Below are 24039 nucleotides of genomic sequence, written 5' to 3'. Positions count from 1 at the left end.
ATAGAGGTAATAACGATGAAAAAATGGGCAGTATTGATTTCCGCCGTAGGACTGGCATTCTCCGTTTCCGGCTGCAGCAGCGATTATGTCATGGCAACCAAAGACGGACGTATGATTCTGACAGACGGTAAACCTGCGATTGACGACGACACCGGTCTTATCAGCTACGAAGATCAGCAAGGGAACAAAATGCAGATCAATCGCGATGATGTCTCGCAGATTATTAAACGGTAAGCTTTCACGCCAACCTGCGACGAGCCGTTTATCACAGAGTTAAGCGGTGTTTTCGTCCCCTTTTCATTTGCGAAAAGAGTCGGGATATCCTGATCCATCTCCGGATAAATCAGGCCAGATTCCGTAAACCCGGCTTTTTTTGATCTTTTTACTTCCCCTTTTTCTTCCCCTCTGCCATTTTTATATTCCTTTGTCGGGGAACGCCTGACCTTGTAACAAAAAAGGAAACCGGCTATGCAGTATCACCGTATCCCACACAGTTCTCTTGAAATCAGCACGCTGGGACTGGGCACAATGACGTTTGGTGAGCAGAATAGCGAGGCAGACGCGCACGACCAGCTCGATTACGCTGTCAGTCAGGGCATCAACCTGATCGATGTCGCCGAAATGTATCCTGTCCCGCCGCGCCCGGAAACCCAGGGCCTGACGGAAACCTATGTCGGTAACTGGCTGGCAAAACGCGGTAATCGCGAAAAGCTGGTTATCGCCTCCAAAGTGAGCGGCCCTGCCCGCAATAACGACAGCAGCATTCGCCCTAACCATGCGCTGGATCGTAAAAATATCCGCGAGGCGCTGCACGACAGCCTGAAGCGGTTGCAGACTGATTATCTTGACCTCTATCAGGTCCACTGGCCGCAGCGGCCAACCAACTGTTTTGGTAAACTGGGCTACACCTGGACCGATTCCGCCCCGGTCGTCACCCTGCTGGATACCCTGGAAGCGCTGGCTGAATTCCAGCGCGCCGGGAAGATTCGCTATATTGGCGTCTCCAACGAAACGGCTTTTGGCGTGATGCGCTATCTCCATCTGGCGGACAAGCATGATTTGCCGCGTATTGTGACGATTCAGAATCCTTACAGCCTGGTGAACCGCAGCTATGAAGTGGCGCTGTCGGAAGTGAGCCAGTATGAAGGCGTGGAGCTGTTAGCTTATTCCTGTCTGGCATTCGGTACGCTGACCGGGAAATACCTCAACGGCGCGAAACCCGCCGGCGCGCGCAATACCCTGTTCAGCCGCTTTACCCGCTATAGCGGCGAGCAGACTCAGAAAGCGGTGGCGGCCTATGTCGATATCGCAAAACGCCATAATCTTGACCCGGCACAAATGGCGCTGGCTTTCGTGCGTCGCCAGCCGTTTGTCGCCAGCACCCTGCTTGGGGCGACGACCATGGCGCAGCTTCAGACTAACGTCGAAAGCCTCCATCTGACACTAAGCGAAGAGGTGCTGGCGGAGATTGAAGCGGTGCATCGAATTTATACCTACCCGGCACCGTAGGAAAAGTCACCTTCCCGGGGCGGTCCGCTGCACCCGGGAGACTATTTACGACGCCCCCAAATCCACAGCGCGATGATAGCCAGCGCAAATACCACGCCGAAGCCCATCCCGACGCCAACAACCGGAATACCTATGCTCACCGCCAGCGAGTACAGGCCCAGCATCAGCAACATCGCGACGTTCTCGCCGAGATTCTGCACCGCGATTGCATTGCCCGCGCCAACCGTGTGTTTGCCGCGTTCCTGAAGCAGCGCATTCAGCGGCACAATAAAGAAACCGCCGAACGCCCCGAGCAGCAGCAGCAGGCCAAATGCCGGCAGCAACGCCTGCTGGATGGCGAAAAAGACGACCGCGACGCCAATCAAAATCCCCGCGGGCATACAACGGGACACCGTTTCCAGCGTCACCAGCTTCGCCGCCGCGCCAGCCCCCAGTACTATCCCCACCGCCACCATTGCGTTAAGGTAGGTCGGCATGGCATTACTGGTAATACCCAGGGCTACTGGCACCCACAGCACCAGTAAGAAGCGCAGGGTCACTCCCGCTCCCCAGAACAAGCTGGTGCCGACTAACGAAAACCGGGTATCGCCGTCACGCCACAGCACTGCACAGGCGCTAAAGAAACGGTGGGTCATCGGCCTGAAACGCCACGACTGGCCGGGACGCGCGGCGGGCAGTTTGGGGATCCACAGGTTGGCCATCACCGCCCCGCCGTACACCATCGCGCAGACGACAAGCGCCGCCAGGACATGCCAGTCCGCCAGAATACCGCCAGCCATCGAACCAAGCAAAATAGCCGCAATGGTGGAGGACTCCATCAGGCCGTTAGCTTTGACTAACTTATCCCCGGTGGTCAGCTCGCCGAGGATGCCGTATTTAGCCGGAGAATAGGCGGCAGCGCCAATGCCCACCAGCGTGTAGCCAACAAACGGATTAACGCCAAAGCAAATACAGCCCGCGCCGATAAGCTTCAAACCGTTAGCCACCATCATTACCCGCCCTTTGGCGAAGCTATCGGCAAACTGCCCGACAAAAGGCGCGAAGAGAATGTAAGCACCCACAAACAACATCTGCAATACCGGCTGGCTCCACGCCGGGTAGAACAGTTGCTTCATCAGCGCCAGGGTCGCGAAGAGTAGCGCGTTATCGCCGAATGCCGAGAGAAACTGGGCGCAGATAACCGCCATCATTCCTTTCGAATACAGAGAGGTGTTAGTGTGTACTGACTCACTCATCCGAATGTTCCATCTCTTCAACCATATCGTTAAGGGCGACGAAATCCGGCTTACCGCTGCCCAGCACCGGGAGCTGTTTCAGCCAGCGAATGTCGCGCGGTACCGCCAGCTCCGGCACGCCATGTTCACGGGCATAGCGCAGCAGTTTCTCGCGATTTAGTTCATTATCGCTGGTAAACAGCACCAGCGCCTCGCCTTTGCTGGCATCCTGTTTAATCGCCGTGGCGTGCATTTTGTCCGGCGAAACCGCCAGCGCCACCTGCTCGACCATCTCCAGCGATACCATCTCACCGGCAATTTTAGCAAAGCGCTTTGCGCGTCCCTGAATTCGCACATAGCCCTGCTCGTCAAAGGTGACAATATCGCCGGTGTCATACCAGCCGGTTTCCACTTCGCTGTGTTGATTCTCCGCCGTTGGCGCCTCCAGCACACCCGGATTTTCCACGCGCAGATAGCCTTTCATAATATTCGGCCCTTTTAGCTGCAGACGGCCGCCTTCTTCAATACCCGGCATCGCCAGTAAACGCGCATCCATACCCGGCAGAATGCGACCAACGGTTCCCACCTTCGTCGCCATCGGCACATTGATCGACACCACTGGCGCACATTCGGTAACGCCATAGCCTTCGAGAATACGCAGGCCAAACTTGTCCTGCCAGATCTGCTTTGTGCTCTCCTGCAGTTTCTCCGCGCCTGCAACAACATACCGCAGGCGATAAAAGTCATATGGATTAGCAAAGCGGGCATAGTTGGCGAGGAAGGTCGAGGTGCCGAACAGCACGGTACAATTACGGTCATACACCAGTTCCGGCACCATGCGATAATGCAGCGGACTCGGATAGAGGAACACCTCCGCACCGGTAAACAGTGGGGTCAGCAGGCCGACCGTCAGGCCAAAGGAGTGAAACAGCGGCAGCGAGGACATAAAGCGATCGTTCGCGGTAAAGTCAGCGACGGTTTTAATCTGCTCGACGTTAGCCAGCAGGCTTTTATGACTATGTACCACGCCTTTCGGATTGCCTTCTGAACCGGAAGTAAACAGGATCATCGCCGCATCTTCCGGCTGCTGCTTAACCTGCGCCAGCTTCGGTATCAACAGATGACCAAAAATCCACAGCTTATCCGCGGCGGTGATATCCGCTTTTAAATCTTCGAGGAATACCCAGCGCACCTGAGTCAACTGTTCCGGCAGGTGCCAGAGTTTGCCTTTATCAAGGAAGGTTCGCGAGGTGAAAATCGTCTTAATTTCGGCGGCGGTAACCGCGCTGCTCAGGCCTTTCACCCCGGCGGTATAGTTCATCATCGCCGGAATACGCCCACGGGCAATCGCGCCGAAAATTACCGCTGCGCTAATCCCGGCATTCGGCAGCATCAGGCCGATTTTCTCGCCCTGAGCGCTATACCTTTCCAGAATACGCGCCACAAACAGGGTTTTGGTCAACAGCTTACGGTAGGTATCCGGCTGAAAATTAATATCTTCCACGCAGTTTTTACGCGCACCGAAGCGGTACTGCGCCGCCAGCAGCGATTCATACAGCGTTTCGCGCGGGCGCACCGCCATCCGCGCTTCCATCATTATCTGATGCAACATTTCTCCGGCAATTTTACGCCGGTCGCGGGCGCGCGGCGCCTCAGGCATCGCCAGATGCGTCGGCGGCAGCAGATGCAGTTGAATACGGGGAAAAAGGCGGCGCCTGACCAGCCCTTTGAGGCGGCTAAAGGGGGTAAGTTCAGCGCCCTCGATACGCAGCGGCACAATGGTCGCCTGCGACTTTGCTGCAACGAAAGCCGCGCCGTCATAAATTTTCATCAGCGACCCGGTTACCGAAATCCGCCCTTCCGGGAAAATAACCACCGGACGCCCTTGTTCAATCAGGCGGACCAGATGCTTAATGGACATGGGTTTGGTCGGGTCCAGCGGCACAAAATCGATAAGGGGTGTCAGAGCACGCATAAACCAGCGCTGGCTAATTGAAGAGTACACTGCAAAAACAGGGCGCACCGGCAGGAAAAGCGCCAGCAGTATGCCGTCAATAAATGAGACGTGATTGGGCGTAATCAGTATCTTTGGCTGGTACAGCGCCTGGGTGTCGCCGGTGAGTTTTACCCGGTACAATCCCTTGAATAACAGTCTAAAAAATCCTAAAAGCATAACAACTCCGTCTGACCGGTTAATCAGTCAAAGCAGGTTACACGAGAAGAGGTGGGAAATGCAGTGCGCGAAGAGGAATTCAGGACAAAAAAAACCTGCGCATCTGCGCAGGTCGGTGCAAGATAATCAGTACGAATAGCGTACTTAAGAAACTCACCAATCAATACCTCTGGGAAAGCCAGAATATCAATGATATGAATGGGTAAACCAGCGAACATTCGCAACAGCTAATCGCAAAGTGTAAGCAAAGGTGTGAATTCCCCCCTCCCGGAATCATTCGCAGGTTGCCTGTGAGTAACTCTTTCATCAACAAGGCTAATCTGTGTCACAATTACATGACCCCAGGCGCCGCGGTTCTTGAATCTGCGGCGCTTTCCCGTAACATAAACGGTATGTAAACGCTTACCCTAAAAAAGGCATGGTATGGCGACAATTAAGGATGTAGCCCGTCTCGCAGGAGTTTCCGTCGCTACCGTCTCCCGCGTGATTAACAATTCACCGAAAGCCAGCGAAGCCTCACGCCAGTCGGTGGGGGCGGCGATGGAAGCGTTAAATTATCATCCTAACGCCAACGCCCGCGCGCTGGCGCAGCAGTCAACGCAAACCGTTGGCCTGGTGGTGGGCGATGTTTCCGACCCTTTCTTTGGTTCAATGGTCAAAGCCGTCGAGCAGGTGGCCTACAATACCGGCAATTTTTTGCTGATCGGTAACGGCTATCACAGCATCCATAAAGAGCGTCAGGCGATTGAACAGTTGATTCGCCACCGCTGCGCAGCCCTGGTGGTTCACGCCAAAATGATCCCCGATGACGAGCTGACCGCGTTAATGAAGCAGATCCCCGGTATGGTGCTAATCAACCGTATTATACCTGGCTTAGAGCAGCGCTGCGTCGCGCTGGATGACCGTTACGGCGCCTGGCTGGCAACGCGTCACCTGATTCAGCAAGGGCATACCCGCATTGGCTATATCTGTTCCGATCACCCGATTTCCGATGCCGAAGACCGTCTTCAGGGCTATTACGCGGCATTAAAAGAGAGCGGCCTGGCGTGCAATGACCGCCTGGTGACCTTTGCCGAGCCTGATGAGAGCGGCGGTGAACAGGCGATGACCGAACTGCTGGGGCGAGGGAGGCATTTTACCGCCGTGGCCTGCTATAACGACTCAATGGCTGCCGGTGCGATGGGCGTGTTAAACGATAACGGTATTGATATACCACAGGAGATTTCGCTGATCGGTTTTGATGACATACTGATTTCACGCTATGTGCGCCCGCGTCTGACCACCGTGCGCTACCCGATCGTCACCATGGCGACTCAGGCCGCCGAGCTGGCGTTAGCGCTGGCGGAACATCGCCCGCCCCCGGAGATAACCCATCTTTTTAGCCCGACGCTGGTACGCCGTCACTCGGTGGTTTCGCCTGCGGAACGCGATAAATCATAGCGATATAAACTGACCGTCGTGGCCGGGTAATCCAGACCTTCGCCGATATACTGCCAGCCAAAACGCTCATAAAAATCACGGCAGGCGGAATAGAGAAACAGCGCGGAATAGCCCTGCGTTCGTGCATACCGGATGACATGCTGCTGTAGCGTTCCCGCCAGCCCTTTTCCCCGTGCTTCCGGGGCGACATAGAGTGCCGCCATCCACGGATACAGATCCTGGCGACTGATTAAGTCGCAGCGCCAGAGCCCGACGGTTCCCAGCAGTTTTTCATTTTCAACGGCAATAAACGTAACCGGCAACGCCCCCGGCGTCTGGCTATGCCCGATGATGCTGGCGAAAAACGCCTGCGGCAACATATCGCCGCCAAAAGCCCGCCATAGCCACTCCGTAACCTGCCCAGCATACTGCGGCGCGGCGGATAAAGGCTGAATAATCACATCAGCTTTCCCTGAAAAACAGGCACTGACTCAAAGAGATAGCCGTCAAAGTCCGGTGCGTCTTCATCAGAAAGCTCCAGCAGACTATTTTTTACGTTTTCAAGGTGCTGCCACATGGCCTGCCAGGCGCCCATCACATCGCGACGGCGCAGGGCGGCGAGGAGCGTTTGCCGGTCGCCAAGCCACTTCAGGCGATACGCCCGGCTGGCGATATGTACATTGAACTGCTGCCATAACGGGCTGCTGTCCATTTGCAGCCAGATGCGCTCGACCGTCGCCAGCAGCATCTGGTTTTGCGTCGCCCCGGCCAGCACCAGGTGAAAAAGCCGGGCGTTGTCCTGACTGGTATCGTTGGCGGCAATAGCCCGCTGCTCCTGCTCAATAATACGTTTCAGGTTATCGATATCGGCGCGAGTGGCCATTTTAGCGGCAAAAGCGGCGATATTGCTCTCCAGAAGCTGGCGGGCCTGCAGGATTTCGAACGGCCCGACGTCGCTGCTCAGCATCTGTTCTTCCTCGCTATCGCCCTCATGCGGGATGCGCATAACGTACACCCCGGAGCCCTGGCGAATATCCACCGTTCCCTGTAACTCCAGCATCAACAGCGCTTCACGGACGATCGTCCGGCTCACACCGTAAATTTCGGCGATATTGCGTTCCGGCGGCAGACGCGATCCGATGGGATAGCGCCCCTGCGCAATCTGTGCGCGTAAATCATCACCAATCTCCTGATAGGGTTTCTTTTCCGGCGGAATAATAGCCTTCTCCACAATATCACCTGTGCGTTATGAACCTGCGAGTCAATATCGCCGCTATCTTAGCAAAATTTAACCATGCCTAACGCCACTCGTCGTCAATATCCAGCGTCAATTCCCGACATTCGCCAAGCTGACGGAACCAGCTGGCGGAAGCCTTCGGCCTTCGCGCGCGGTGATTTTGCAGATCGATTTCAATCAGCCCGTAACGATTTTTAAAGGCGTTCATCGGCGAAACATTGTCGGTAAACGCCCACAGCATATAGCCGTGGCAGTTGGCGCCGGCTTCCCGCGCACGCAGCGTTTGCCACAGATGTTCGCTGATAAAGCGAATCCGGTAATCGTCGGCGATGGTGCCTTCGCTATTGCGAAACTGCCCTTCGTTTTCCACCCCCATGCCGTTTTCGGCCACGAACCACGGGATATTGCGGTAATCCTGTTTAATCCGCATCGCCATATCAAAAACGATTTGCGGATAAATTTCCCAGCCACGCGAACTATTCATCCGTCTTCCCGGGAGTTCAAAGGGCTCATAATAGTAAGCCGGATGGAATGGCGTCTGCGGGTGCCAGGCGCGCGACGGGGCTTTCACCCGGTGTGGGTAGTAGAGATTAATTCCCAGCTCATCCACGGTGTTTTCGCGAATAATCGCCAGCTCTTGCGCACTGTAATCCCAGCCAACGTTGTGCTGTTCGAGCAGGTTGTACAGTTCTGACGGATATTCGCCGTGGACCAGCGGATCGAGGAAAACCCGGTTATAAAACAGATCGTAGATTTCCGCGGCGCGAAGATCATGAGGCGCTTTTGAACGTGGATAAGTGACTTCCGGGTTAAGAATACAGCCGACCGTGCCGCGATAGCCTTTTTCGCGAAACAGCCTGACCACTTTAGCCGTCGCCAGCACCTTATGATGATTCCACTGCATCCAGGTCCCGGTATTCTGTTCGTAAGGCCAGCGCAGCGCGTCGAGGTAGACCCGGGTCTGTACCACAATCGGTTCATTGAAAGTAAACCAGCGCGTCACCTTATGGTGATAGCGGGCAAAAACTTTCTCCGCATATTGTACGAACAGATCAACCACTTTTTTCGACGCCCAGCCGCCGTAGTGCTCCAGCAGATAGCCGGGCAGTTCATAGTGCTCAAGGCAGATCATCGGCTCAATGCCGTTAGCCCGTAGCGCGTCAAACAGCTGGTCGTAGTACGCCGCATACTCTTCATCAACCGTGACTTTTTCATAGTCGGTAAGAAAACGCGACCAGTTGATCGACGTACGATAGTGGGTCAGTCCCGCCAGCTTCATCAACTGCACGTCTTCGCGGAAGCGGTTGATAAAATCGGTCGCGACCGCCGGGCCATAACCGTTATGCCAGACGTGACGATCGTTCTTGTACCAGAGATCCGGCCAGGAATCCTGCCCCTCTTTCTTGCCGCTCCAGCCTTCGGTTTGCCACGCCGACGCGGCGGCGCCGAGGATAAAGTCGCGGGGAATCGCGATCCTTACTCTGCTCATGGTGTCCTCATACATTCTGGCTGACTTCAGCGTTTTCCGCCTGACGCTGCGCGTTTTCCGCACGACGGGAGGCTATTTTGACGAACGGCAGATAGATAAGCACCGCGGCGACAATACAGACAAGCTGTGTCACTACCGCCCCCATCGATCCGGCTGTGGAGAGCCAGGCGTTAATCAGCGGTGGCGTGGTCCACGGCACCATGACCACCGCTTTACCGGCAAAACCGGTGACGGTGGCGAAGTAACCGATACTGCCGGTCACCAGTGGGGTAATAATAAAAGGGATCGCAAGGATCGGATTAAGCATGATCGGCATACCGAAAATCACCGGTTCGTTAATATTGAACAGCCCGGGTCCGATCGACAGTTTGGCGATCTCCTTCATTTCTTTGCGTTTGGTGGCGATCATCACCGCAATCAGCAGGCCAATCGTCAGCCCCGAACCGCCAATGCTCATATAAACATCCCAGAACGGCATGGTGATGATATTCGGCACCTCTTTGCCCTGCTCAAAGGCGCTCATATTGACGGTAATCGCCCCCAGCAGCAGCGGTTCGCGGATCGGTTTGATCATCTGATTACCGTGAATGCCGATAACCCAGAACAACTGGGCGACAAACATCAGCAGCAGGATCCCCGGCAGGCTTTGCACCACTCGCTCCAGCGGCTGCTGTACCACCTGATAGACCGCATCATAGAGATACATGCCGGTAATTTGATGAAAAATAAAACCAAAGGTAGCAATCGCCGTGGTGGTAATAATTGCCGGGATCAGCGCGGAAAACGATGCCGATACGTTGGGGGGAACGGTGTCCGGCATTTTGATCTTGAGGCCTTTGCATCTCTCCAGCCAGCAGTAGATCTCCACGGAAAGAATGGCAATAAACATGCCGAGGAACAGGCTGCGCGTATCTGAGAACTGGCGCAACAGCACATCTTTCACTTCATGCATTTGTCCGTCGACCAGCATTTCGACGGTGGTTGGCGTCACACAGATAAAACAGATGACCGCCAGCAGGCCGGGAAACAGGCTCTTAATACCGTTAATCCGCCCAAGCTCGATGCCGATCAGAAATACGGCGCCGATATTAAGAAAGTTAAGCGTCGCATAGTTAATTGCGCTGGTAATCGGTTTTAGCGCAGCCAGAAAAGAGAGCGCCTGAAAGCTGGCCAGCCCGTTTTTCGGATCCAGCACCATATTGGAGATCAGCACCGAAAAGGCGCCCACGATGATCACCGGCATCAGGGTAATAAAGGCCGCCTTTATCGCCATAATGTAGCGGTAGCTGTTGAATTTCGTAGCGAAACTCCCCAGAGAGTCGATCAATTTGTCCTGCAATGCCATAGAGGATACCTCAGGGTTAAGGGACTTTTTTGCGCACAAGGTGTACAGCCAGGCACCTATTGGCATACCAAAAATAATCATCGATGGGAAAAAGTTCTGTGACTAAGTTCGCAACCTCAAAACTGGCATTCCAAAAAAACCAAATTGGCATGCCGAATTCAGTGTTTTATTTTTCAGCCCGTTAATCCTGCAAAAGCGTGATCGCGATAGTTTTTTTGCTTTGCCACGAAGCCATATCCCCCTGAATGTCTGTGATAAACTGCGCATTACCACGTGATATCAGGAATCGGATGAATGGCTACAATGCTGGATGTCTCAATTCACGCAGGCGTCTCTAAAGCGACGGTTTCCCGCGTGTTGAACGGCACTGGTCAGGTGAAAGAGAGTACCCGCCAGCGGGTTTTTAAGGCAATGGAAGAGCTGGGCTATCGGCCCAACTTTCTCGCCCGCTCGCTAGCGAACCGCACGAGCAACAGCATCGGCCTGGTGGTCTCCATTTTCGACGGTTTCTATTTTGGGCGTTTATTGCAGCAGGCTTCCCGACAAACGGAAGCCTGGGGTAAACAGCTGATTGTCACCGACGGGCACAATGCGCCGGCGCGTGAAGAAGAGGCCGTACAGATGCTTGCCGACCGTCAATGTGACGCCATCGTGCTATACACGCGCCATATGAGCGAAAAGAAAATTATGTCGCTGATTGAGTCCATCGGCACGCCACTGGTGGTCATTAACCGCGACGTTAGCCAGGCGCGGGATCGCTGCGTTTTTTTTGAACAGCAGGATGCGGCGTTTCAGGCGGTAGAGTATCTGATAACTCAGGGCCATCGCGATATCGCCTGTATTACCGTGCCAATACATACGCCAACGGGAAAGGCTCGCCTGGAGGGCTATCGTCAGGCGCTGAAAAAGCACGGTATCAAATGGGATCCGGCGAAAGTGAAGTATGGCGATGCCACCATCCCACGTGGCTATGAATTATGCCGTGAACTGCTGGAAGAAAAAACATCGTTTAGCGCGCTGTTTTCCTGTAATGACGATATGGCGCTGGGTGTTTCAAAAGCGTTGCGTCAGGCCGGGCTGCGGATCCCGCAGGATATTTCATTGTTTGGTTTTGATGACGCGCCGAGCGCCAAATGGCTGGAACCGGGGCTATCCACGGTCTACCTGCCGATCGATAACATGATTACCACCGCTATCGATCAGGCGATCAAGCTGGCCAACGCTCAGCCGATTGAAACCATCCCGCCGTTTACCGGCACCTTGGTACTGCGCGAGTCGGTGGTCGCCGGCCCCTATTCCACGTAATCCGCCGGATGCCGTTTTCACCGAAGAAGCAACGGCATGTCAGCGCAAGCCCGAGTATGCTATGAACACAGCTCGTACTTTTACTTCATACCCCAGTATTTATCTCATAAAAATACAGATGCTTATTCCATACCAATACACAACAGGCATCAATGCACAATTGAGCACCGGACTGACACGCCAGACAGTTTGCATAGCCTGCCAACGTGGATCTTGCATAAACTATACATGAAGTCCGGTAGTACACGTAAGCGGGCGGCATATGGCGACGCGAAGCATAGATACCGTAGATTGCCATATTCTGTAATGTGTATAGTCGAGATTGAGGCCTGTCCAATACCGGTATATCTGATCCTGATCCATACGCAGGATCATTTGATTCCCCCCCTTGCTGTACCGCGATCTGGCCGAAGGCATCGTGTTGCTCAGAGAGGAATATGCCAGGCTCCTCGCTCCCTGAGCATGTATGACGGAAGTCATACCGACTAACTTTCATCCAACTGGGCTGCGACGTAGAGCAAAAATCGATCTTCGAAGTTGCTCAGGTTAAGCCCCGTAAGATCGGAGATACGGCGCAAGCGATACTCCAGCGTATTCTTGTGGATAAACAACGCATTTGCTGTTTTTCCCGCTTGCTGATTATAACGAAACCAGGTATGCAAGGTTTCACGGAACACGCCGTTGCCGTCCATCGCTTTTAGACGTTGCAACGGCCTAACCAGCTCTGCTGCCTGCCAACCTGCGCGTAGACTATCCAGTAACACCGGTAGCTTGATGTCCTGATAGCAGTAGCAATGCACATCCGGCATACGCTGTTTGCCAACCTTAATTGTGGTTTTCGCAGTTTCGTAGGAACGCGCCACCCCGCCCACATCGGGAAAGAAGTTACCCAACGCCAGGCGTACACGCAGGGGGCTTTCCTGCTGTAAGCGTTGATAAAGCTGCTCCATTCGGCGTTTGTGCGCTTCCGGCTCCCAGCGCTCAGCATGTAGGTAGGCTGGTTTCAGCACTACCATCTCAGTCAGCGAGACAATCGCCATCAATTCGTCTTTTCCCGTCTCCATCAGCAAAGACTGCAACTGTTGCAGCTCACTCATCGCGGTACTGACCCCAAGCTGACCGCTATCCAATTCCACCACCATCGCGATACGCGGTTGGGTCAGATCAACACCCAGACGCTGCGCCCATTCTTGCATGGTGGCGGAATGGCTGTCATTACGTATCATACTCATTACCAACTCTTCACGCAGACGACTGTTCCTCGCCAACAATTGCAGCAGGTGCACCTGTTCCAGCATCATTTCCGCTGTCATGCATACCAGTTCGCCAAACTGCAGCAACCCCTCCGGATTACCGGTTAGCCCAATAACGCCCACAATCTGATTGTTGAGTTTCAGCGGCAGATTAAGGCCTGGTTTAACCCCGTGCAGCGTATGTGTGGACGCATCATCAATTGCCACCACACGTTTCTGCGTTAATGCCAGTAACGCCCCTTCGTGAATTTCGCCAATACGTTCCTGATCACCACTGCCTATAATGCGCCCTTTGGCATCCATAACATTGATATTGCAGTCAATAATCTTCATGGTACGTTCGACTATCGAATAGGCTAATTTTGCGTCGAAATAGTAATCTGTCATTTATTATCCCTTGGTGCGGCACTAACAATAATTAGCACAACGGAAATATCCGGCATGGGAAAATGCCACACGAACAACAACTGCTTTTTGTCATTTAATAAAGTATCGAGATACATCCTCGATATTATAAAGACGATGGACAACACTTTACTTCAAAAAGTGCCGTATATTTTATTCTCTTTGAAAAAAAACGAATTCAACAGCAATGATAAATAACGGTGCAGCAGAACATGAGTATATAACATGAGCTTAACGCGGCGCTGCTGTCATATTTATACATGCACGGCAGTACGTTTAGCGCTTAATCGACGACGCAAATACGGCAGTTGTTGGTGCGACCAATTTATGCAATAGTACTGACTTTTCCGCACGTGCAATATGATCTTCCTTAGCACCGTGAGAGAAATTAAAACGAACCACATTCGATCCTGCTTTAATAATTTTATCCAGACTATTATCATGGTCTGCGGCAGGCTCCAAAGAAGCAACTATTTTTGTACGCCGCACTGTTTCAGCCATACTGTTTTCCTTTGTTAAAACGTATGTATTTTGTGCGGCGCATAATTACGCAACCGCTTTTTTCAGCAATCGGCCAATATTTTCACAGGCGCGTTCCATATTGATCGCGCCCGCCTTCAACAGCGCATCAATGCTATCCGCATGAGGAATAATGCCAAAAATAGAGTCGATACCTTCGTCATACAACGCCTCGACGCCTTCTCCCACACAACCGGATACCGCGATCACTGGCACACCTTGCGCTTTTGCTGTTTTGGCAACGCCATACGGCGTTTTGCCGAATTTAGTCTGGTAATCGATGCGCCCTTCACCGGTAAAACAGAAATCTGCGCCAAACAGCTTGTCACGCAGTCCGCTGAACTCGACCACGATATCGATCCCTTTACGCAGCGTACAGCGTGTAAAGGCCATCAGACCGGCCCCCAGGCCGCCAGCAGCGCCAGCCCCCGCGACATCAGAGATCTCTTTATGCAATTGGTCATAGATCACCGCCGCATAGTGCGCCAGATTGGCATCTAACTGCGCCACCATTTCCGGCGTCGCTCCTTTTTGCGGACCAAAAATGGCCGAAGCACCCTGTGAGCCGCACAGCGGATTGGTCACGTCACACGCCACCTGAATATCCACTTGCGCCAAACGGCTATCCAGCCCACTGATATCAACACTGTGCAGACGCCCTAATGCGCCACCACCACGCGGCAAGGCGTTGCCAGCTTCATCGTAGAAACGCACGCCCAAGGCTTCCGCCATACCCGCACCACCATCATTGGTAGCACTACCGCCGATACCCAGAATAATTTTTTTGATACCTTTGTCCAGGCAAGCACGAATCAATTCACCGGTGCCATAGGTTGTAGTGATCAGAGGATTTTTCGTCTCTCGGTTCACAAATTGGATGCCGCTGGCAGAGGCCATTTCGATCACGGCAATCTCGCCATTGCCCATAATGCCGTAGCTGGCTTCTACTGGCGTTCCAAGCGGTCCGGTCACCGTCAGTGAGTACAAACTACCTTGGGTAGCATCGATCAACGACTGGGTCGTGCCTTCCCCCCCATCCGCCATCGGCACATGGATATAATTCGCATCAGGAAATACCTTACGCAACCCTTTTTCCATCGCGTTACATACTTCTTTCGCCGTCATGCTCTCTTTAAACGAATCAGGCGCTAATACAAAAGTCTCTTTTTTCATTGTGGGTTGCCTCATGCTAAAAAATGAATCCGTAAAGCAGGGTCGCGACAGCCGTCATGGTGCCACCGACAATCGCTTCGTAGGGCAGCAAGCCCATACGTTGTCTGATCGACATGTTCATGCTCTGTGCGGTGACGTGGAAATAGTTGCCCTGTGGCAGGGAGTCAATTACGGTGGCACCGGTGTGCACCATGACGGCAGCGGAGATCGGCGCGATACCAATAGCGGAAATAGCGTGACCAAAGGTCCCCGTAGCCAAAATCGTACCAGTGGAAGTCGATGCCGTCGCCGCCGCCATCAAGATGCCGGAGATTGGTGCCAGGAAGGTGCCGGAAATGCCCATGACGTTAATCAGGTTCACCACTTGCGCAGAGAGATCCGAAGCTGAGATCAACCCAGCTATCGCACCGGCGCCAATCAGGATAAGCACAGTGGCCGTCATCTTCTCTAAACCGGAAGTGGTGTAGGGGATGATCTTGTGCTTTTGCCCCATGGCGATCAATCCAACAAGTCCGGCAATCGGCAGAACATACATCGCATCAAGTTTGAACGCAGACAATGCGCTGATGTGGAAGATAGAACCAATCGGGTTGATCATTAATAAAATAACGGCAACAGCCGGTGCCACAATCGCTTTGCCGAGCGACGGATAGATTTTCTCACCTTTTCCAGTTTGGGTGCCATAAGCCGCCGCAGCTTCTGTATCACTCACCTTGATGCCTTTATTTTTCAGCAAGGAGGCCATTATCACAGTAATAATCAAACCGAATATAGCAGGAATAAAACCGGCGATCATCACATCACTTAAATTCAAATGAAAACCGTTCGCTGCGGCGATGGTATTCGGATTAGGTGAAATGATATTACCTGCTTTACCGCCACCAGACAGAGCAAGCAATAATGCCAATTTGGAAATGCCCATTTTATTTCCTACTGAGAGCGCAATGGGTGCAACAATTAATACTGCCACTGGGATAAATACGCCTACAGCGGTAATAATCATGGTGGCAAGCGCCAGCGCTAATATCGCCTTACTTTCCCCCATTTTTTTCACAATAGCCTGGGCGATGGTTTCCGCCGCCCCCGACTCCATCATCACACCCGCCAGTACTCCGGCCGCCAGTACGCGGATCACGGTGCCCATAACGCTTTGTGTTCCAGCGTTCAAAAAACCAATGGTTTGTTCCAGCGTACCGCCGCCAACAATCGCGCCGACAATAGCACCAAGAAACAGTGAATAAACCGGATTAATTTTTTTTAGAATAAGTACAATGGCAATAAAAAGACCAATTAACGCCCCGTACCATGCCAAGGGTTCAATGGTATGCATAATGAGACCTCTTATATTTTATACGTTATCGACAATAGGGTACTAATGCACATTAACGCCTGGTGGAATATGCATTATTTAATGATGTCATTAATCATTTTTTTGAAATCAGATTCGATAAAATAATTCCTTATCTCTTATTGATTGGAAATTATTCTATTACGATGTCCTAAAATGACCTATGTGTTGCGACACGAAAAAACCAGGCATTTGACCAAAAATTTTTGTGTTGCAGAACAAGAAGGTGCGAGGCGTATCACAATGACAAAGGGAGTGATCACAGTGCGGTGCCAGAACGTTTAAACATCGTGATCAATAGAGGCAGGCAAAAATCCCCCTGTCTCCTGAGGCAAACAGAAAAGAGGGGGTCATCAGCAGACATGAATCGGGGGGGCTTACAGTGCTTCCAGCGCTAACAGTTCGTCAATTGTCTGGCGACGGCGAATCAGCCGCGCTTTACCGTTGTCGAACAGCACTTCCGGCAGCAATGGACGACTGTTGTAGTTTGAAGACATCGATGCGCCGTAAGCACCGGTGTCATGCAGCACCAGATAATCGCCCGGCACCACCGCTGGCAGCAGGCGGGTTTCCACTTTTCCCCCTTCCTGCTGGGTAAAGACATCGCCCGATTCGCACAGCGGCCCGGCAACCACGGTTTCAATCTTCGCGGCGACGCTCAAATCCCGACCGTCTCCCGCCAGGGCGGTGATATGGTGGTAGCTGCCGTACATCGCCGGGCGCATCAAATCATTAAAACCGGCATCAATCAGCACGAAGTGACGGCTGCCCATCCCTTTCACGCTGCGTACCTGAGAAACCAGCACCCCGGCTTCCGCCACCAGGAAGCGACCCGGTTCCAGCTCCAGCTTCACCGGGTGACCCAGATATTTGGCTATTTGATCGCGCGCCGCGTTCCACAGCCCGAAGTAATGATCGGTATCGATCGCCTCTTCCCCTTCGTGATAAGGGATCGACAGCCCACCGCCGGCGGAGATCGCCTGCAGATCCTGCCCGAACTCGATAACCTGGCGCACCATCGCACCGCACACCTGCTCCAGATGGCCATAATCCACCCCGGAACCAATGTGCATATGAATGCCCACCAGCTGAAGCTGATAGCGTTGCATCACTTCCAGCGCCGCCGGTAAATGCGTGTGCCAGATACCGTGTTTGCTGTTCTCGCCGCCGGTATTGGTTTTTTGACTGTGGCCGTGGCCGAACCCCGGATTAACGCGCAGCCAGACCCGGTGCCCCGGCGAAACTTCCCCTAGCTGCTTCAGCATATCAACAGAACCGGCGTTGACCGGGATTTGCAGCGCTTTTACCCGCGCCAGCGTCGCGTCATCGATCAGGTCAGCAGTAAACACAATGTCGTCCGGATGCTGTTGCGGATCGTAGCCGGCCGCCAACGCGCGCTCGATCTCGCCCAGCGACACCGAATCCACCTTCACCCCCTGCTCACGCATCAGGCGTAAAATGTGAATATTGGAGCAGGCTTTCTGCGCAAAACGCACCACGTCGAACTTCCGGAGTTGAGCAATCTGACGACGGATAATCTGCGCATCGTAGACCCAGACCGGGCAGCCGAACTCAGCGGGCAAGCGCAGCAGATTTTCTGCAGTCAGATCGGTATCGGTGGCGTAAAGCGAGTGTGGCATAAGTAACTCCGGTGCTGTGTGTGCGTTATCTCTGTTTTTTTACGATTACGCCACAGCGCGTAAGGAATAAAAAATATCGTTTTATTGCCAGTCTATGCAAAAATGATATGGAATGCATAATCCAAGGATCGCTGATGCCCGCCGTAAACCTGCGCCATATCGAAATCTTCCATGCGGTGATGACCACCGGCAATCTGACCGAAGCCGCGCAGATGTTGCATACCTCGCAGCCAACCGTCAGCCGCGAGCTGGCACGTTTTGAAAAAGTGCTGGGATTAAAGCTATTTGCCCGCGCGCGCGGTCGTCTGCAACCCACGGTTCAAGGATTACGCCTGTTTGAGGAAGTTCAGCGCGCCTGGTACGGACTGGACAGAATCGTTAGCGCCGCGGAAAGCCTGCGCGAATTCCGCCAGGGCGAGCTGTCGGTTGCCTGCCTGCCGGTATTTTCGCAATCTTTTTTACCGCTGCTGCTGGAGCCATTTTTGACGCGCTACCCGGACGTTCACCTGCAAATCGTCCCCCAGGAATCGCCGCTGCTTGAAGAGTGGCTGTCGGCTCAGCGCCACGATCTCGGCCTGACCGAAACCCTGCATACCCCTGCCGGAACCGAGCGTACGCCGCTGCTGACGCTGAATGAGGTGTGCGTATTGCCGCAAGGCCATCCGCTGGCCGTGAAACAGATGCTAACGCCCGCGGATTTTCATGACCAAAACTACATTAGCCTGTCGCGTACCGACAGCTATCGCCAGTTGCTTGATGCCCTGTTTCTCGAACATCAGGTCAAACGGCGGATGGTGGTGGAGACCCATAGCGCCGCCTCAATTTGTGCCCTGGTGCGCGCTGGGATTGGCATTTCGGTGGTTAACCCGCTCACCGCTCTGGATTACGCCGGAAACGGCGTAGTGGTACGCCGCTTTAGCGTTGAAGTGCCCTTTACCGTTAGCCTGATTCGCCCGCTGCATCGGCCCGGCTCCGCGCTGGTCGATGCTTTCGCGTTACATCTGCAAAAAAGCCTGCCGCGTATTCTTACCCCGCTTGAAGCGGTGCTGACGAAAGCATAAAGTTGACCGCGTCCGCCGCATGAATCGCAGTGGTATCAAACACCGGCAGCGGACTGCTTTCCGCAGGCACCAGCAGGCCGATTTCGGTGCAACCGAAAATCACCCCTTCCGCGCCCTGTTCCGCCAGATCCTCAATCACCTGAAGATAGTAGTCGCGCGAATCCGCGCTAAAGGTCCCCAGGCACAGTTCATCGAAAATGATCTGGTTGATACGCTGGCGATCGTCGGCCTGCGGGATCAGCGTGTCGATAGCGAACTGCTGCTGCAACCGGCCGCGATAAAAATCCTGCTCCATGGTATAACGCGTCCCCAGCAGAGCTACCCGGCGTTGGCCTTTGGCTGTTATCGCCCGTCCGGTGGCATCGGCAATATGCAGAAACGGCACCTCGCAGCGTGTTTCAATCGCCTGCGCGACCTTGTGCATGGTGTTGGTACACAAGAGGATCCCTTCGGCTCCCGCCTGCTGCAGGCCGAAAGCCGCCTGGGCGAGGATCTCCCCCGCCCGCTGCCAGTCCCCGGAAGACTGACAGGCTTCAATGTCATGGAAATCCACGCTATGCAGTAACAGACTGGCTGAATGTAGCCCGCCCAAACGGCTTTTAATGCCTTCGTTAATAAGGCGGTAGTAAGGAATCGTGGATTCCCAGCTCATTCCGCCCAACAGGCCGATCGTTTTCATTATTCACTCCTTCCAGGAATACCTTTGCGACGCCGAACTTGTGATCAGCTTTCCACTTCTCCTGACATTCGTTTCTTTTTACAAGATTGTGGTGTAAATTAAGTGAAACGGTGTTTTAATTAACTACAGGACGACCAGATGTTTATTTTCCATAAAGAGACCACCCTTGAAGATCTGGGCAATGGCGTAACCCGCCGCATCCTTGCGCACGATGGCAACATGATGGCGGTCGAGGTGAACTTCGAAGCAGGCGCCATCGGGCCGATGCATAACCATCCCCACGAACAACTCACCTATGTTCTTTCCGGCGAGTTTGAATTCACCATCGGCGATGAAAAACATGTGGTGAGCGCAGGCGATACCCTCTACAAGAAACCAGAGATTATGCATGGCTGTATCTGCCTGAAACCAGGTACGCTTCTTGATACTTTTACCCCGATTCGCCAGGATTTTCTGCAAAAGTAATATCTCATCTCCGGGGCATGCCCTGCGTGCCCTGATGCGAGTCAGTGACGCCATTTATGCGATTTTATGGTGTCACGTCTGTCGGCGTGAATCTCTTTTTTCCGGTTGCTGAAAACCACAAACAAACGATATCCGAAATTATTCCGGATGAATCGGGATAACTCTACCCTAAATTATTCGAGTTGCAGGAAGGCGGCGACGCAGTGAATCCCCGGGAGCGTACTCCAGTACGTGACTGGGGTGAACGAGGAAAGCCAACGCACATGCAACTTGAAGTATGACGGGTATAACGAGTAAACAACATCCTGGTTTTTCGCCAGAACCACCGCTTAATCGCACCTTTCTGGCTGTAACAAAGCCTGATTCCCCCGTAAATGGCCTTTCACTGACGTGCATCAGCGTCCCCCACCATTTTCTGAACTTTCCCGCTAAAAATAACTGTCCTAAAGTAGATTTTATCCAAATCATTAACAAGGCTAATTATTTCCCCCACCCGGCTTTTACCAGCTCGCGCCTCATCCTGTTTCAGGCCCATTTTCCCGGTAAAATGCGCGCCTCCGCACCTTTTTGAAACATCGTTTCGACTTTGATCACATTTCCGCGATGAACTGAATGACTCTGTGATAAATAGCAATAAAATAAAATTAAAACGGCGTTTTACAAAATCAGGACGCAAGGTAAGACAAAATCAAAAAACACATGCTCTGCAAGGATAAGTAGAGCGAAAACGTTCTCAATAAGTAAAAAGCGCATTAAGGAATGACTCACGGCTGACATAGCAAAAACACATTAACTTTCCGGCGGCGGCGCCCGCGGGAAAGGCAGTCAACAGAATCCGTATTAAAACTCGTAAGCCAGGTAGGTATGTATGAATGAAAACAAGCTCCTGGGATTGGCATGGATATCGCCCTATATTATCGGGCTGATAGTCTTTACCGCCTTTCCCTTTGTTTCATCTTTCTTCCTCAGTTTCACTGAGTACGATTTGATGAATCCACCGGTGTTTAACGGCATCGAAAACTATCGCTACATGCTGACCGAAGATAGCCTCTTCTGGAAATCCATGGGCGTGACGTTCGCGTATGTCTTTTTAACCATTCCGTTAAAACTGGCTTTCGCGCTGGGGATCGCTTTTGTCCTCAACTTCAAACTGCGTGGTATCGGTTTTTTCCGTACCGCCTACTACATCCCCTCGATTCTCGGTAGCTCCGTGGCGATCGCCGTCCTGTGGCGCGCGCTGTTTGCAATCGACGGGCTGCTGAACAGCTTTATTGGCGTATTCGGCTTCGATCCGGTCAACTGGCTCGGCGAACCTTCGCTGGCGCTGATGTCCGTTACCCTGCTGCGCGTCTGGCAGTTTGGTTCCGCGATGGTGATCTTCCTCGCGGCGTTGCAGAACGTGCCGCAGTCTCAATATGAGGCAGCGATGATCGATGGCGCGTCAAAATGGCAGATGTTTATGAAGGTCACGGTACCGCTGATCACCCCGGTGATTTTCTTCAACTTCATTATGCAGACCACTCAGGCGTTCCAGGAGTTTACCGGCCCGTACGTCATTACCGGCGGTGGCCCAACCTATTCCACCTATCTGTTCTCACTCTATATCTACGACACCGCATTTAAGTACTTCGATATGGGTTACGGCGCGGCGCTGGCGTGGGTGCTGTTCCTGGTGGTCGCGGTCTTTGCCGCCATTGCGTTTAAGTCTTCGAAATATTGGGTGTTCTACTCCGCCGATAAGGGAGGCAAAAATGGCTGATATTCAACAAATCTCTGAAGCAAGAGACATCGCCGCACGTGAAGTCGCACGAACTCTGCGTCGTGAAAAAATCAGTCGCTCGATTCGCTATGTGATCCTGCTGTTCGTCGGCCTGCTGATGCTCTACCCGCTGGCATGGATGTTCTCGGCGTCGTTCAAACCGAATCACGAGATCTTCACCACCCTGAGTCTGTGGCCTGCCCACGCGACCTGGGAGGGTTTTATCAACGGCTGGAAAACCGGGACTGAGTACAACTTCGGTCACTACATGCTGAACACCTTCAAGTATGTCATTCCGAAAGTACTGCTGACCATTATCTCCTCCACCATCGTGGCCTACGGCTTCGCCCGCTTCGAGATCCCGTGGAAAAAATTCTGGTTCGCCACCCTTATCACCACCATGCTCCTGCCGAGCACCGTGCTGCTGATCCCCCAGTACCTGATGTTCCGTGAAATGGGCATGCTGAACAGCTATCTGCCGCTGTACCTGCCGTTGGCCTTCGCCACCCAGGGGTTCTTCGTCTTTATGCTGATTCAGTTCCTGCGCGGCGTCCCCCGCGATATGGAAGAAGCGGCGCAGATCGATGGCTGCAACTCCATTCAGGTGCTGTGGTACGTCGTGGTGCCGATTCTGAAACCGGCGATTATCTCCGTCGCGCTGTTCCAGTTTATGTGGTCGATGAACGACTTTATCGGCCCGCTGATTTACGTCTACAGCGTCGATAAATATCCAATTGCACTGGCGCTGAAAATGTCCATCGACGTCACGGAAGGCGCTCCGTGGAACGAAATTCTGGCAATGGCGAGTATCTCCATTCTGCCGTCCATCATCGTGTTCTTCCTGGCACAACGCTACTTCGTACAGGGCGTAACCAGCAGCGGAATTAAAGGTTAAGAGGGAAATATCATGGCTGAAGTTATTTTCAACAAACTGGAAAAGGTCTACTCCAACGGCTTCAAAGCGGTACATGGTATCGATCTGAAAATCGCTGATGGCGAGTTTATGGTCATCGTTGGCCCCTCCGGCTGCGCCAAATCCACCACCCTGCGCATGCTGGCCGGTCTGGAAACCATCAGCGGCGGCGAGGTGCGCATCGGGGAAAAAATCGTCAACAATCTCGCGCCAAAAGAACGCGGGATCGCGATGGTATTTCAGAACTATGCGCTTTACCCCCATATGACCGTCCGCGAAAATCTCGCTTTCGGCCTGAAGCTGAGCAAAATGCCGAAGGATAAAATTGACGCCCATGTGAACGAAGCGGCAAAAATTCTCGAACTGGAAGAGTTGCTGGATCGCCTGCCTCGTCAGCTCTCCGGCGGCCAGGCGCAGCGCGTGGCGGTTGGCCGCGCAATTGTGAAAAAACCCGATGTATTCCTGTTCGATGAACCGCTCTCTAACCTTGATGCCAAGCTGCGTGCCTCAATGCGTATCCGCATTTCCGATCTACACAAACAGTTGAAGAAATCCGGCAAACCGGCGACCACCGTATACGTGACCCACGATCAGACCGAAGCGATGACCATGGGCGATCGCATTTGCGTAATGAAGCTGGGCCATATCATGCAGGTTGATACCCCGGACAACCTCTACCATAAGCCGAAAAATATGTTTGTAGCCGGTTTTATCGGCGCGCCGGAGATGAATATCCGCCCCAGCCAGTTGGTTGAACACGCGGGTCGCCTGCACCTGACCATTGGCGATGAGCTGCTGCCGTTAAACGACACCCTGCAGAGTAAAGTCGCCGCGCATAAGGACCAACAGGTATTCTTCGGTGTGCGCCCGGAGTTCGTCTCTCTCTCCGATGAACCGTTTGCCGAAGGATCATGCACTGGCGAAATGGTGCGCGTGGAAAATATGGGACATGAATTCTTCGTCTATCTGAAGGTTGCGGATTATGAACTGACCGCCCGCGTTCCGTCAGATGAAGCGAAACCCATGATTGAGAAAGGGCTTCATCGTAAGGTGCATTTCAAATTTGATTTCAACAAGTGCCATATTTTTGACGCTAAAACTGAACAGAACATCTCTCTGTGAACACTGGAGTA

General features: G+C 53.1%; 21 protein-coding genes. 9 read left to right on the top strand and 12 right to left on the bottom strand.

The genetic code is table 11. From position 1 onward, the window contains the following. Nucleotides 1–15 precede the first annotated feature (15 nt). Both ABK821_RS01025 and ABK821_RS01020 read left to right on the top strand, forming a co-directional pair. Nucleotides 16–234, top strand: coding sequence for a YgdI/YgdR family lipoprotein (locus ABK821_RS01025; protein WP_004105255.1), 219 nt, complete (start codon nucleotides 16–18; stop codon nucleotides 232–234). Nucleotides 235–468: 234 nt separating this feature from the next. Continuing rightward, nucleotides 469–1509 carry an NADP(H)-dependent aldo-keto reductase gene (locus ABK821_RS01020; protein ID WP_138360159.1) on the top strand — a complete coding sequence of 347 codons (1041 nt, stop codon included), beginning with the start codon at nucleotides 469–471 and terminating at the stop codon, nucleotides 1507–1509. A 41-nt stretch (nucleotides 1510–1550) separates the two neighbouring features. Here the strand turns inward: ABK821_RS01020 and lplT are convergent, their stop codons facing one another. Both lplT and aas read right to left on the bottom strand, forming a co-directional pair. Next, nucleotides 1551–2744 (bottom strand): lysophospholipid transporter LplT, encoded by a 1194-nt coding sequence (gene lplT / locus ABK821_RS01015; RefSeq protein ID WP_138360160.1) that lies wholly within the window; start codon nucleotides 2742–2744, stop codon nucleotides 1551–1553. Next, entirely contained in the window at nucleotides 2737–4896 is a 2160-nt protein-coding gene (aas, locus tag ABK821_RS01010; protein WP_343178371.1) for a bifunctional acyl-ACP--phospholipid O-acyltransferase/long-chain-fatty-acid--ACP ligase, read from the bottom strand. Before aas ends, lplT begins: the two co-directional genes overlap by 8 nt. Before the next feature lie 423 nt (nucleotides 4897–5319). Here aas and galR point away from each other — a divergent pair, with 423 nt between their 5' ends. After that, nucleotides 5320–6336 carry an HTH-type transcriptional regulator GalR gene (gene galR / locus ABK821_RS01005; protein ID WP_138360162.1) on the top strand — a complete coding sequence of 339 codons (1017 nt, stop codon included), beginning with the start codon at nucleotides 5320–5322 and terminating at the stop codon, nucleotides 6334–6336. Here the strand turns inward: galR and ABK821_RS01000 are convergent. From ABK821_RS01000 to ABK821_RS00985, 4 genes are all read right to left on the bottom strand, one after another. Continuing rightward, nucleotides 6297–6776, bottom strand: a complete 480-nt coding sequence (locus ABK821_RS01000; RefSeq protein ID WP_138360163.1) for a GNAT family N-acetyltransferase — start codon at nucleotides 6774–6776, stop codon at nucleotides 6297–6299. The two genes, galR and ABK821_RS01000, sit on opposite strands and share 40 nt — an antisense overlap. Beyond that, nucleotides 6773–7546, bottom strand: coding sequence for a GntR family transcriptional regulator (locus ABK821_RS00995; RefSeq protein ID WP_138360164.1), 774 nt, complete (start codon nucleotides 7544–7546; stop codon nucleotides 6773–6775). The genes ABK821_RS01000 and ABK821_RS00995 overlap by 4 nt, the downstream gene beginning before the upstream one ends. A 67-nt stretch (nucleotides 7547–7613) precedes the next feature. Then, entirely contained in the window at nucleotides 7614–9041 is a 1428-nt protein-coding gene (locus tag ABK821_RS00990) for a glycoside hydrolase family 1 protein (protein WP_343178372.1), read from the bottom strand. 7 nt (nucleotides 9042–9048) lie between these two features. Continuing rightward, complete coding sequence (locus tag ABK821_RS00985; RefSeq protein WP_138360166.1) at nucleotides 9049–10386, bottom strand: PTS sugar transporter subunit IIC; 1338 nt, start codon at nucleotides 10384–10386, stop codon at nucleotides 9049–9051. Nucleotides 10387–10689: 303 nt separating this feature from the next. On the opposite strand from ABK821_RS00985, the gene ABK821_RS00980 reads away from it, so the two are divergent. Beyond that, complete coding sequence (locus ABK821_RS00980) at nucleotides 10690–11691, top strand: LacI family DNA-binding transcriptional regulator (RefSeq protein ID WP_171034836.1); 1002 nt, start codon at nucleotides 10690–10692, stop codon at nucleotides 11689–11691. Nucleotides 11692–12176: 485 nt separating this feature from the next. Here the strand turns inward: ABK821_RS00980 and ABK821_RS00975 are convergent, their stop codons facing one another. From ABK821_RS00975 to lysA, 5 genes are all read right to left on the bottom strand, one after another. Beyond that, on the bottom strand, nucleotides 12177–13331 hold the full coding sequence (locus ABK821_RS00975) for a CdaR family transcriptional regulator (RefSeq protein WP_343178373.1): 1155 nt from the start codon (nucleotides 13329–13331) through the stop codon (nucleotides 12177–12179). Nucleotides 13332–13625: 294 nt separating this feature from the next. Then, nucleotides 13626–13850 carry a pyruvate kinase gene (locus tag ABK821_RS00970; protein ID WP_343178374.1) on the bottom strand — a complete coding sequence of 75 codons (225 nt, stop codon included), beginning with the start codon at nucleotides 13848–13850 and terminating at the stop codon, nucleotides 13626–13628. Nucleotides 13851–13895: 45 nt separating this feature from the next. Beyond that, nucleotides 13896–15041 carry a glycerate kinase gene (locus ABK821_RS00965; RefSeq protein WP_343178375.1) on the bottom strand — a complete coding sequence of 382 codons (1146 nt, stop codon included), beginning with the start codon at nucleotides 15039–15041 and terminating at the stop codon, nucleotides 13896–13898. 16 nt (nucleotides 15042–15057) lie between these two features. Next, entirely contained in the window at nucleotides 15058–16371 is a 1314-nt protein-coding gene (locus tag ABK821_RS00960; protein ID WP_343178376.1) for an SLC13 family permease, read from the bottom strand. A 395-nt stretch (nucleotides 16372–16766) separates the two neighbouring features. After that, nucleotides 16767–18029 (bottom strand): diaminopimelate decarboxylase, encoded by a 1263-nt coding sequence (gene lysA, locus ABK821_RS00955; RefSeq protein WP_343178377.1) that lies wholly within the window; start codon nucleotides 18027–18029, stop codon nucleotides 16767–16769. Between the two features lie 134 nt (nucleotides 18030–18163). On the opposite strand from lysA, the gene ABK821_RS00950 reads away from it, so the two are divergent. Then, nucleotides 18164–19090, top strand: coding sequence for a LysR family transcriptional regulator (locus tag ABK821_RS00950; RefSeq protein ID WP_138360169.1), 927 nt, complete (start codon nucleotides 18164–18166; stop codon nucleotides 19088–19090). Here ABK821_RS00950 and ABK821_RS00945 read toward each other — a convergent pair. Then, entirely contained in the window at nucleotides 19056–19769 is a 714-nt protein-coding gene (locus ABK821_RS00945; protein WP_343178378.1) for an aspartate/glutamate racemase, read from the bottom strand. The genes ABK821_RS00950 and ABK821_RS00945 overlap by 35 nt on opposite strands. A gap of 138 nt (nucleotides 19770–19907) precedes the next feature. Between ABK821_RS00945 and ABK821_RS00940 the strand changes: the two genes are divergently transcribed. The 4 genes from ABK821_RS00940 to ABK821_RS00925 all read left to right on the top strand — a co-directional run bounded on the left by ABK821_RS00940 (nucleotide 19908) and on the right by ABK821_RS00925 (nucleotide 24028). Continuing rightward, entirely contained in the window at nucleotides 19908–20234 is a 327-nt protein-coding gene (locus ABK821_RS00940) for a cupin domain-containing protein (protein ID WP_138360171.1), read from the top strand. Nucleotides 20235–21102: 868 nt separating this feature from the next. Then, complete coding sequence (locus ABK821_RS00935) at nucleotides 21103–21993, top strand: carbohydrate ABC transporter permease (protein ID WP_138360172.1); 891 nt, start codon at nucleotides 21103–21105, stop codon at nucleotides 21991–21993. Continuing rightward, complete coding sequence (locus tag ABK821_RS00930) at nucleotides 21986–22888, top strand: carbohydrate ABC transporter permease (protein WP_138360173.1); 903 nt, start codon at nucleotides 21986–21988, stop codon at nucleotides 22886–22888. Before ABK821_RS00935 ends, ABK821_RS00930 begins: the two co-directional genes overlap by 8 nt. A 12-nt stretch (nucleotides 22889–22900) precedes the next feature. Beyond that, the gene (locus ABK821_RS00925; protein WP_138360174.1) at nucleotides 22901–24028 is read left to right on the top strand and encodes an ABC transporter ATP-binding protein; all 1128 of its coding nucleotides are present in this window, start codon (nucleotides 22901–22903) and stop codon (nucleotides 24026–24028) included. Nucleotides 24029–24039 lie beyond the last annotated feature (11 nt).

Source organism: Klebsiella sp. KE9456, assembly GCF_043832615.1.
Lineage (GTDB): Bacteria > Pseudomonadota > Gammaproteobacteria > Enterobacterales > Enterobacteriaceae > Klebsiella > Klebsiella indica.
This window is presented reverse-complemented; position numbering and strand designations above follow the sequence as displayed.

Coding starts and splice junctions, on each gene's coding strand:
- ABK821_RS01025 (WP_004105255.1), top strand. CDS start 16: ATGAAAAAATGGGCAGTATTGATTTCCGCCGTAGGACTGGCATTCTCC.
- ABK821_RS01020 (WP_138360159.1), top strand. CDS start 469: ATGCAGTATCACCGTATCCCACACAGTTCTCTTGAAATCAGCACGCTG.
- lplT (WP_138360160.1), bottom strand. CDS start 2,744: ATGAGTGAGTCAGTACACACTAACACCTCTCTGTATTCGAAAGGAATG.
- aas (WP_343178371.1), bottom strand. CDS start 4,896: ATGCTTTTAGGATTTTTTAGACTGTTATTCAAGGGATTGTACCGGGTA.
- galR (WP_138360162.1), top strand. CDS start 5,320: ATGGCGACAATTAAGGATGTAGCCCGTCTCGCAGGAGTTTCCGTCGCT.
- ABK821_RS00990 (WP_343178372.1), bottom strand. CDS start 9,041: ATGAGCAGAGTAAGGATCGCGATTCCCCGCGACTTTATCCTCGGCGCC.
- ABK821_RS00985 (WP_138360166.1), bottom strand. CDS start 10,386: ATGGCATTGCAGGACAAATTGATCGACTCTCTGGGGAGTTTCGCTACG.
- ABK821_RS00980 (WP_171034836.1), top strand. CDS start 10,690: ATGCTGGATGTCTCAATTCACGCAGGCGTCTCTAAAGCGACGGTTTCC.
- ABK821_RS00975 (WP_343178373.1), bottom strand. CDS start 13,331: ATGACAGATTACTATTTCGACGCAAAATTAGCCTATTCGATAGTCGAA.
- ABK821_RS00970 (WP_343178374.1), bottom strand. CDS start 13,850: ATGGCTGAAACAGTGCGGCGTACAAAAATAGTTGCTTCTTTGGAGCCT.
- ABK821_RS00965 (WP_343178375.1), bottom strand. CDS start 15,041: ATGAAAAAAGAGACTTTTGTATTAGCGCCTGATTCGTTTAAAGAGAGC.
- ABK821_RS00960 (WP_343178376.1), bottom strand. CDS start 16,371: ATGCATACCATTGAACCCTTGGCATGGTACGGGGCGTTAATTGGTCTT.
- lysA (WP_343178377.1), bottom strand. CDS start 18,029: ATGCCACACTCGCTTTACGCCACCGATACCGATCTGACTGCAGAAAAT.
- ABK821_RS00950 (WP_138360169.1), top strand. CDS start 18,164: ATGCCCGCCGTAAACCTGCGCCATATCGAAATCTTCCATGCGGTGATG.
- ABK821_RS00945 (WP_343178378.1), bottom strand. CDS start 19,769: ATGAAAACGATCGGCCTGTTGGGCGGAATGAGCTGGGAATCCACGATT.
- ABK821_RS00940 (WP_138360171.1), top strand. CDS start 19,908: ATGTTTATTTTCCATAAAGAGACCACCCTTGAAGATCTGGGCAATGGC.
- ABK821_RS00935 (WP_138360172.1), top strand. CDS start 21,103: ATGAATGAAAACAAGCTCCTGGGATTGGCATGGATATCGCCCTATATT.
- ABK821_RS00930 (WP_138360173.1), top strand. CDS start 21,986: ATGGCTGATATTCAACAAATCTCTGAAGCAAGAGACATCGCCGCACGT.
- ABK821_RS00925 (WP_138360174.1), top strand. CDS start 22,901: ATGGCTGAAGTTATTTTCAACAAACTGGAAAAGGTCTACTCCAACGGC.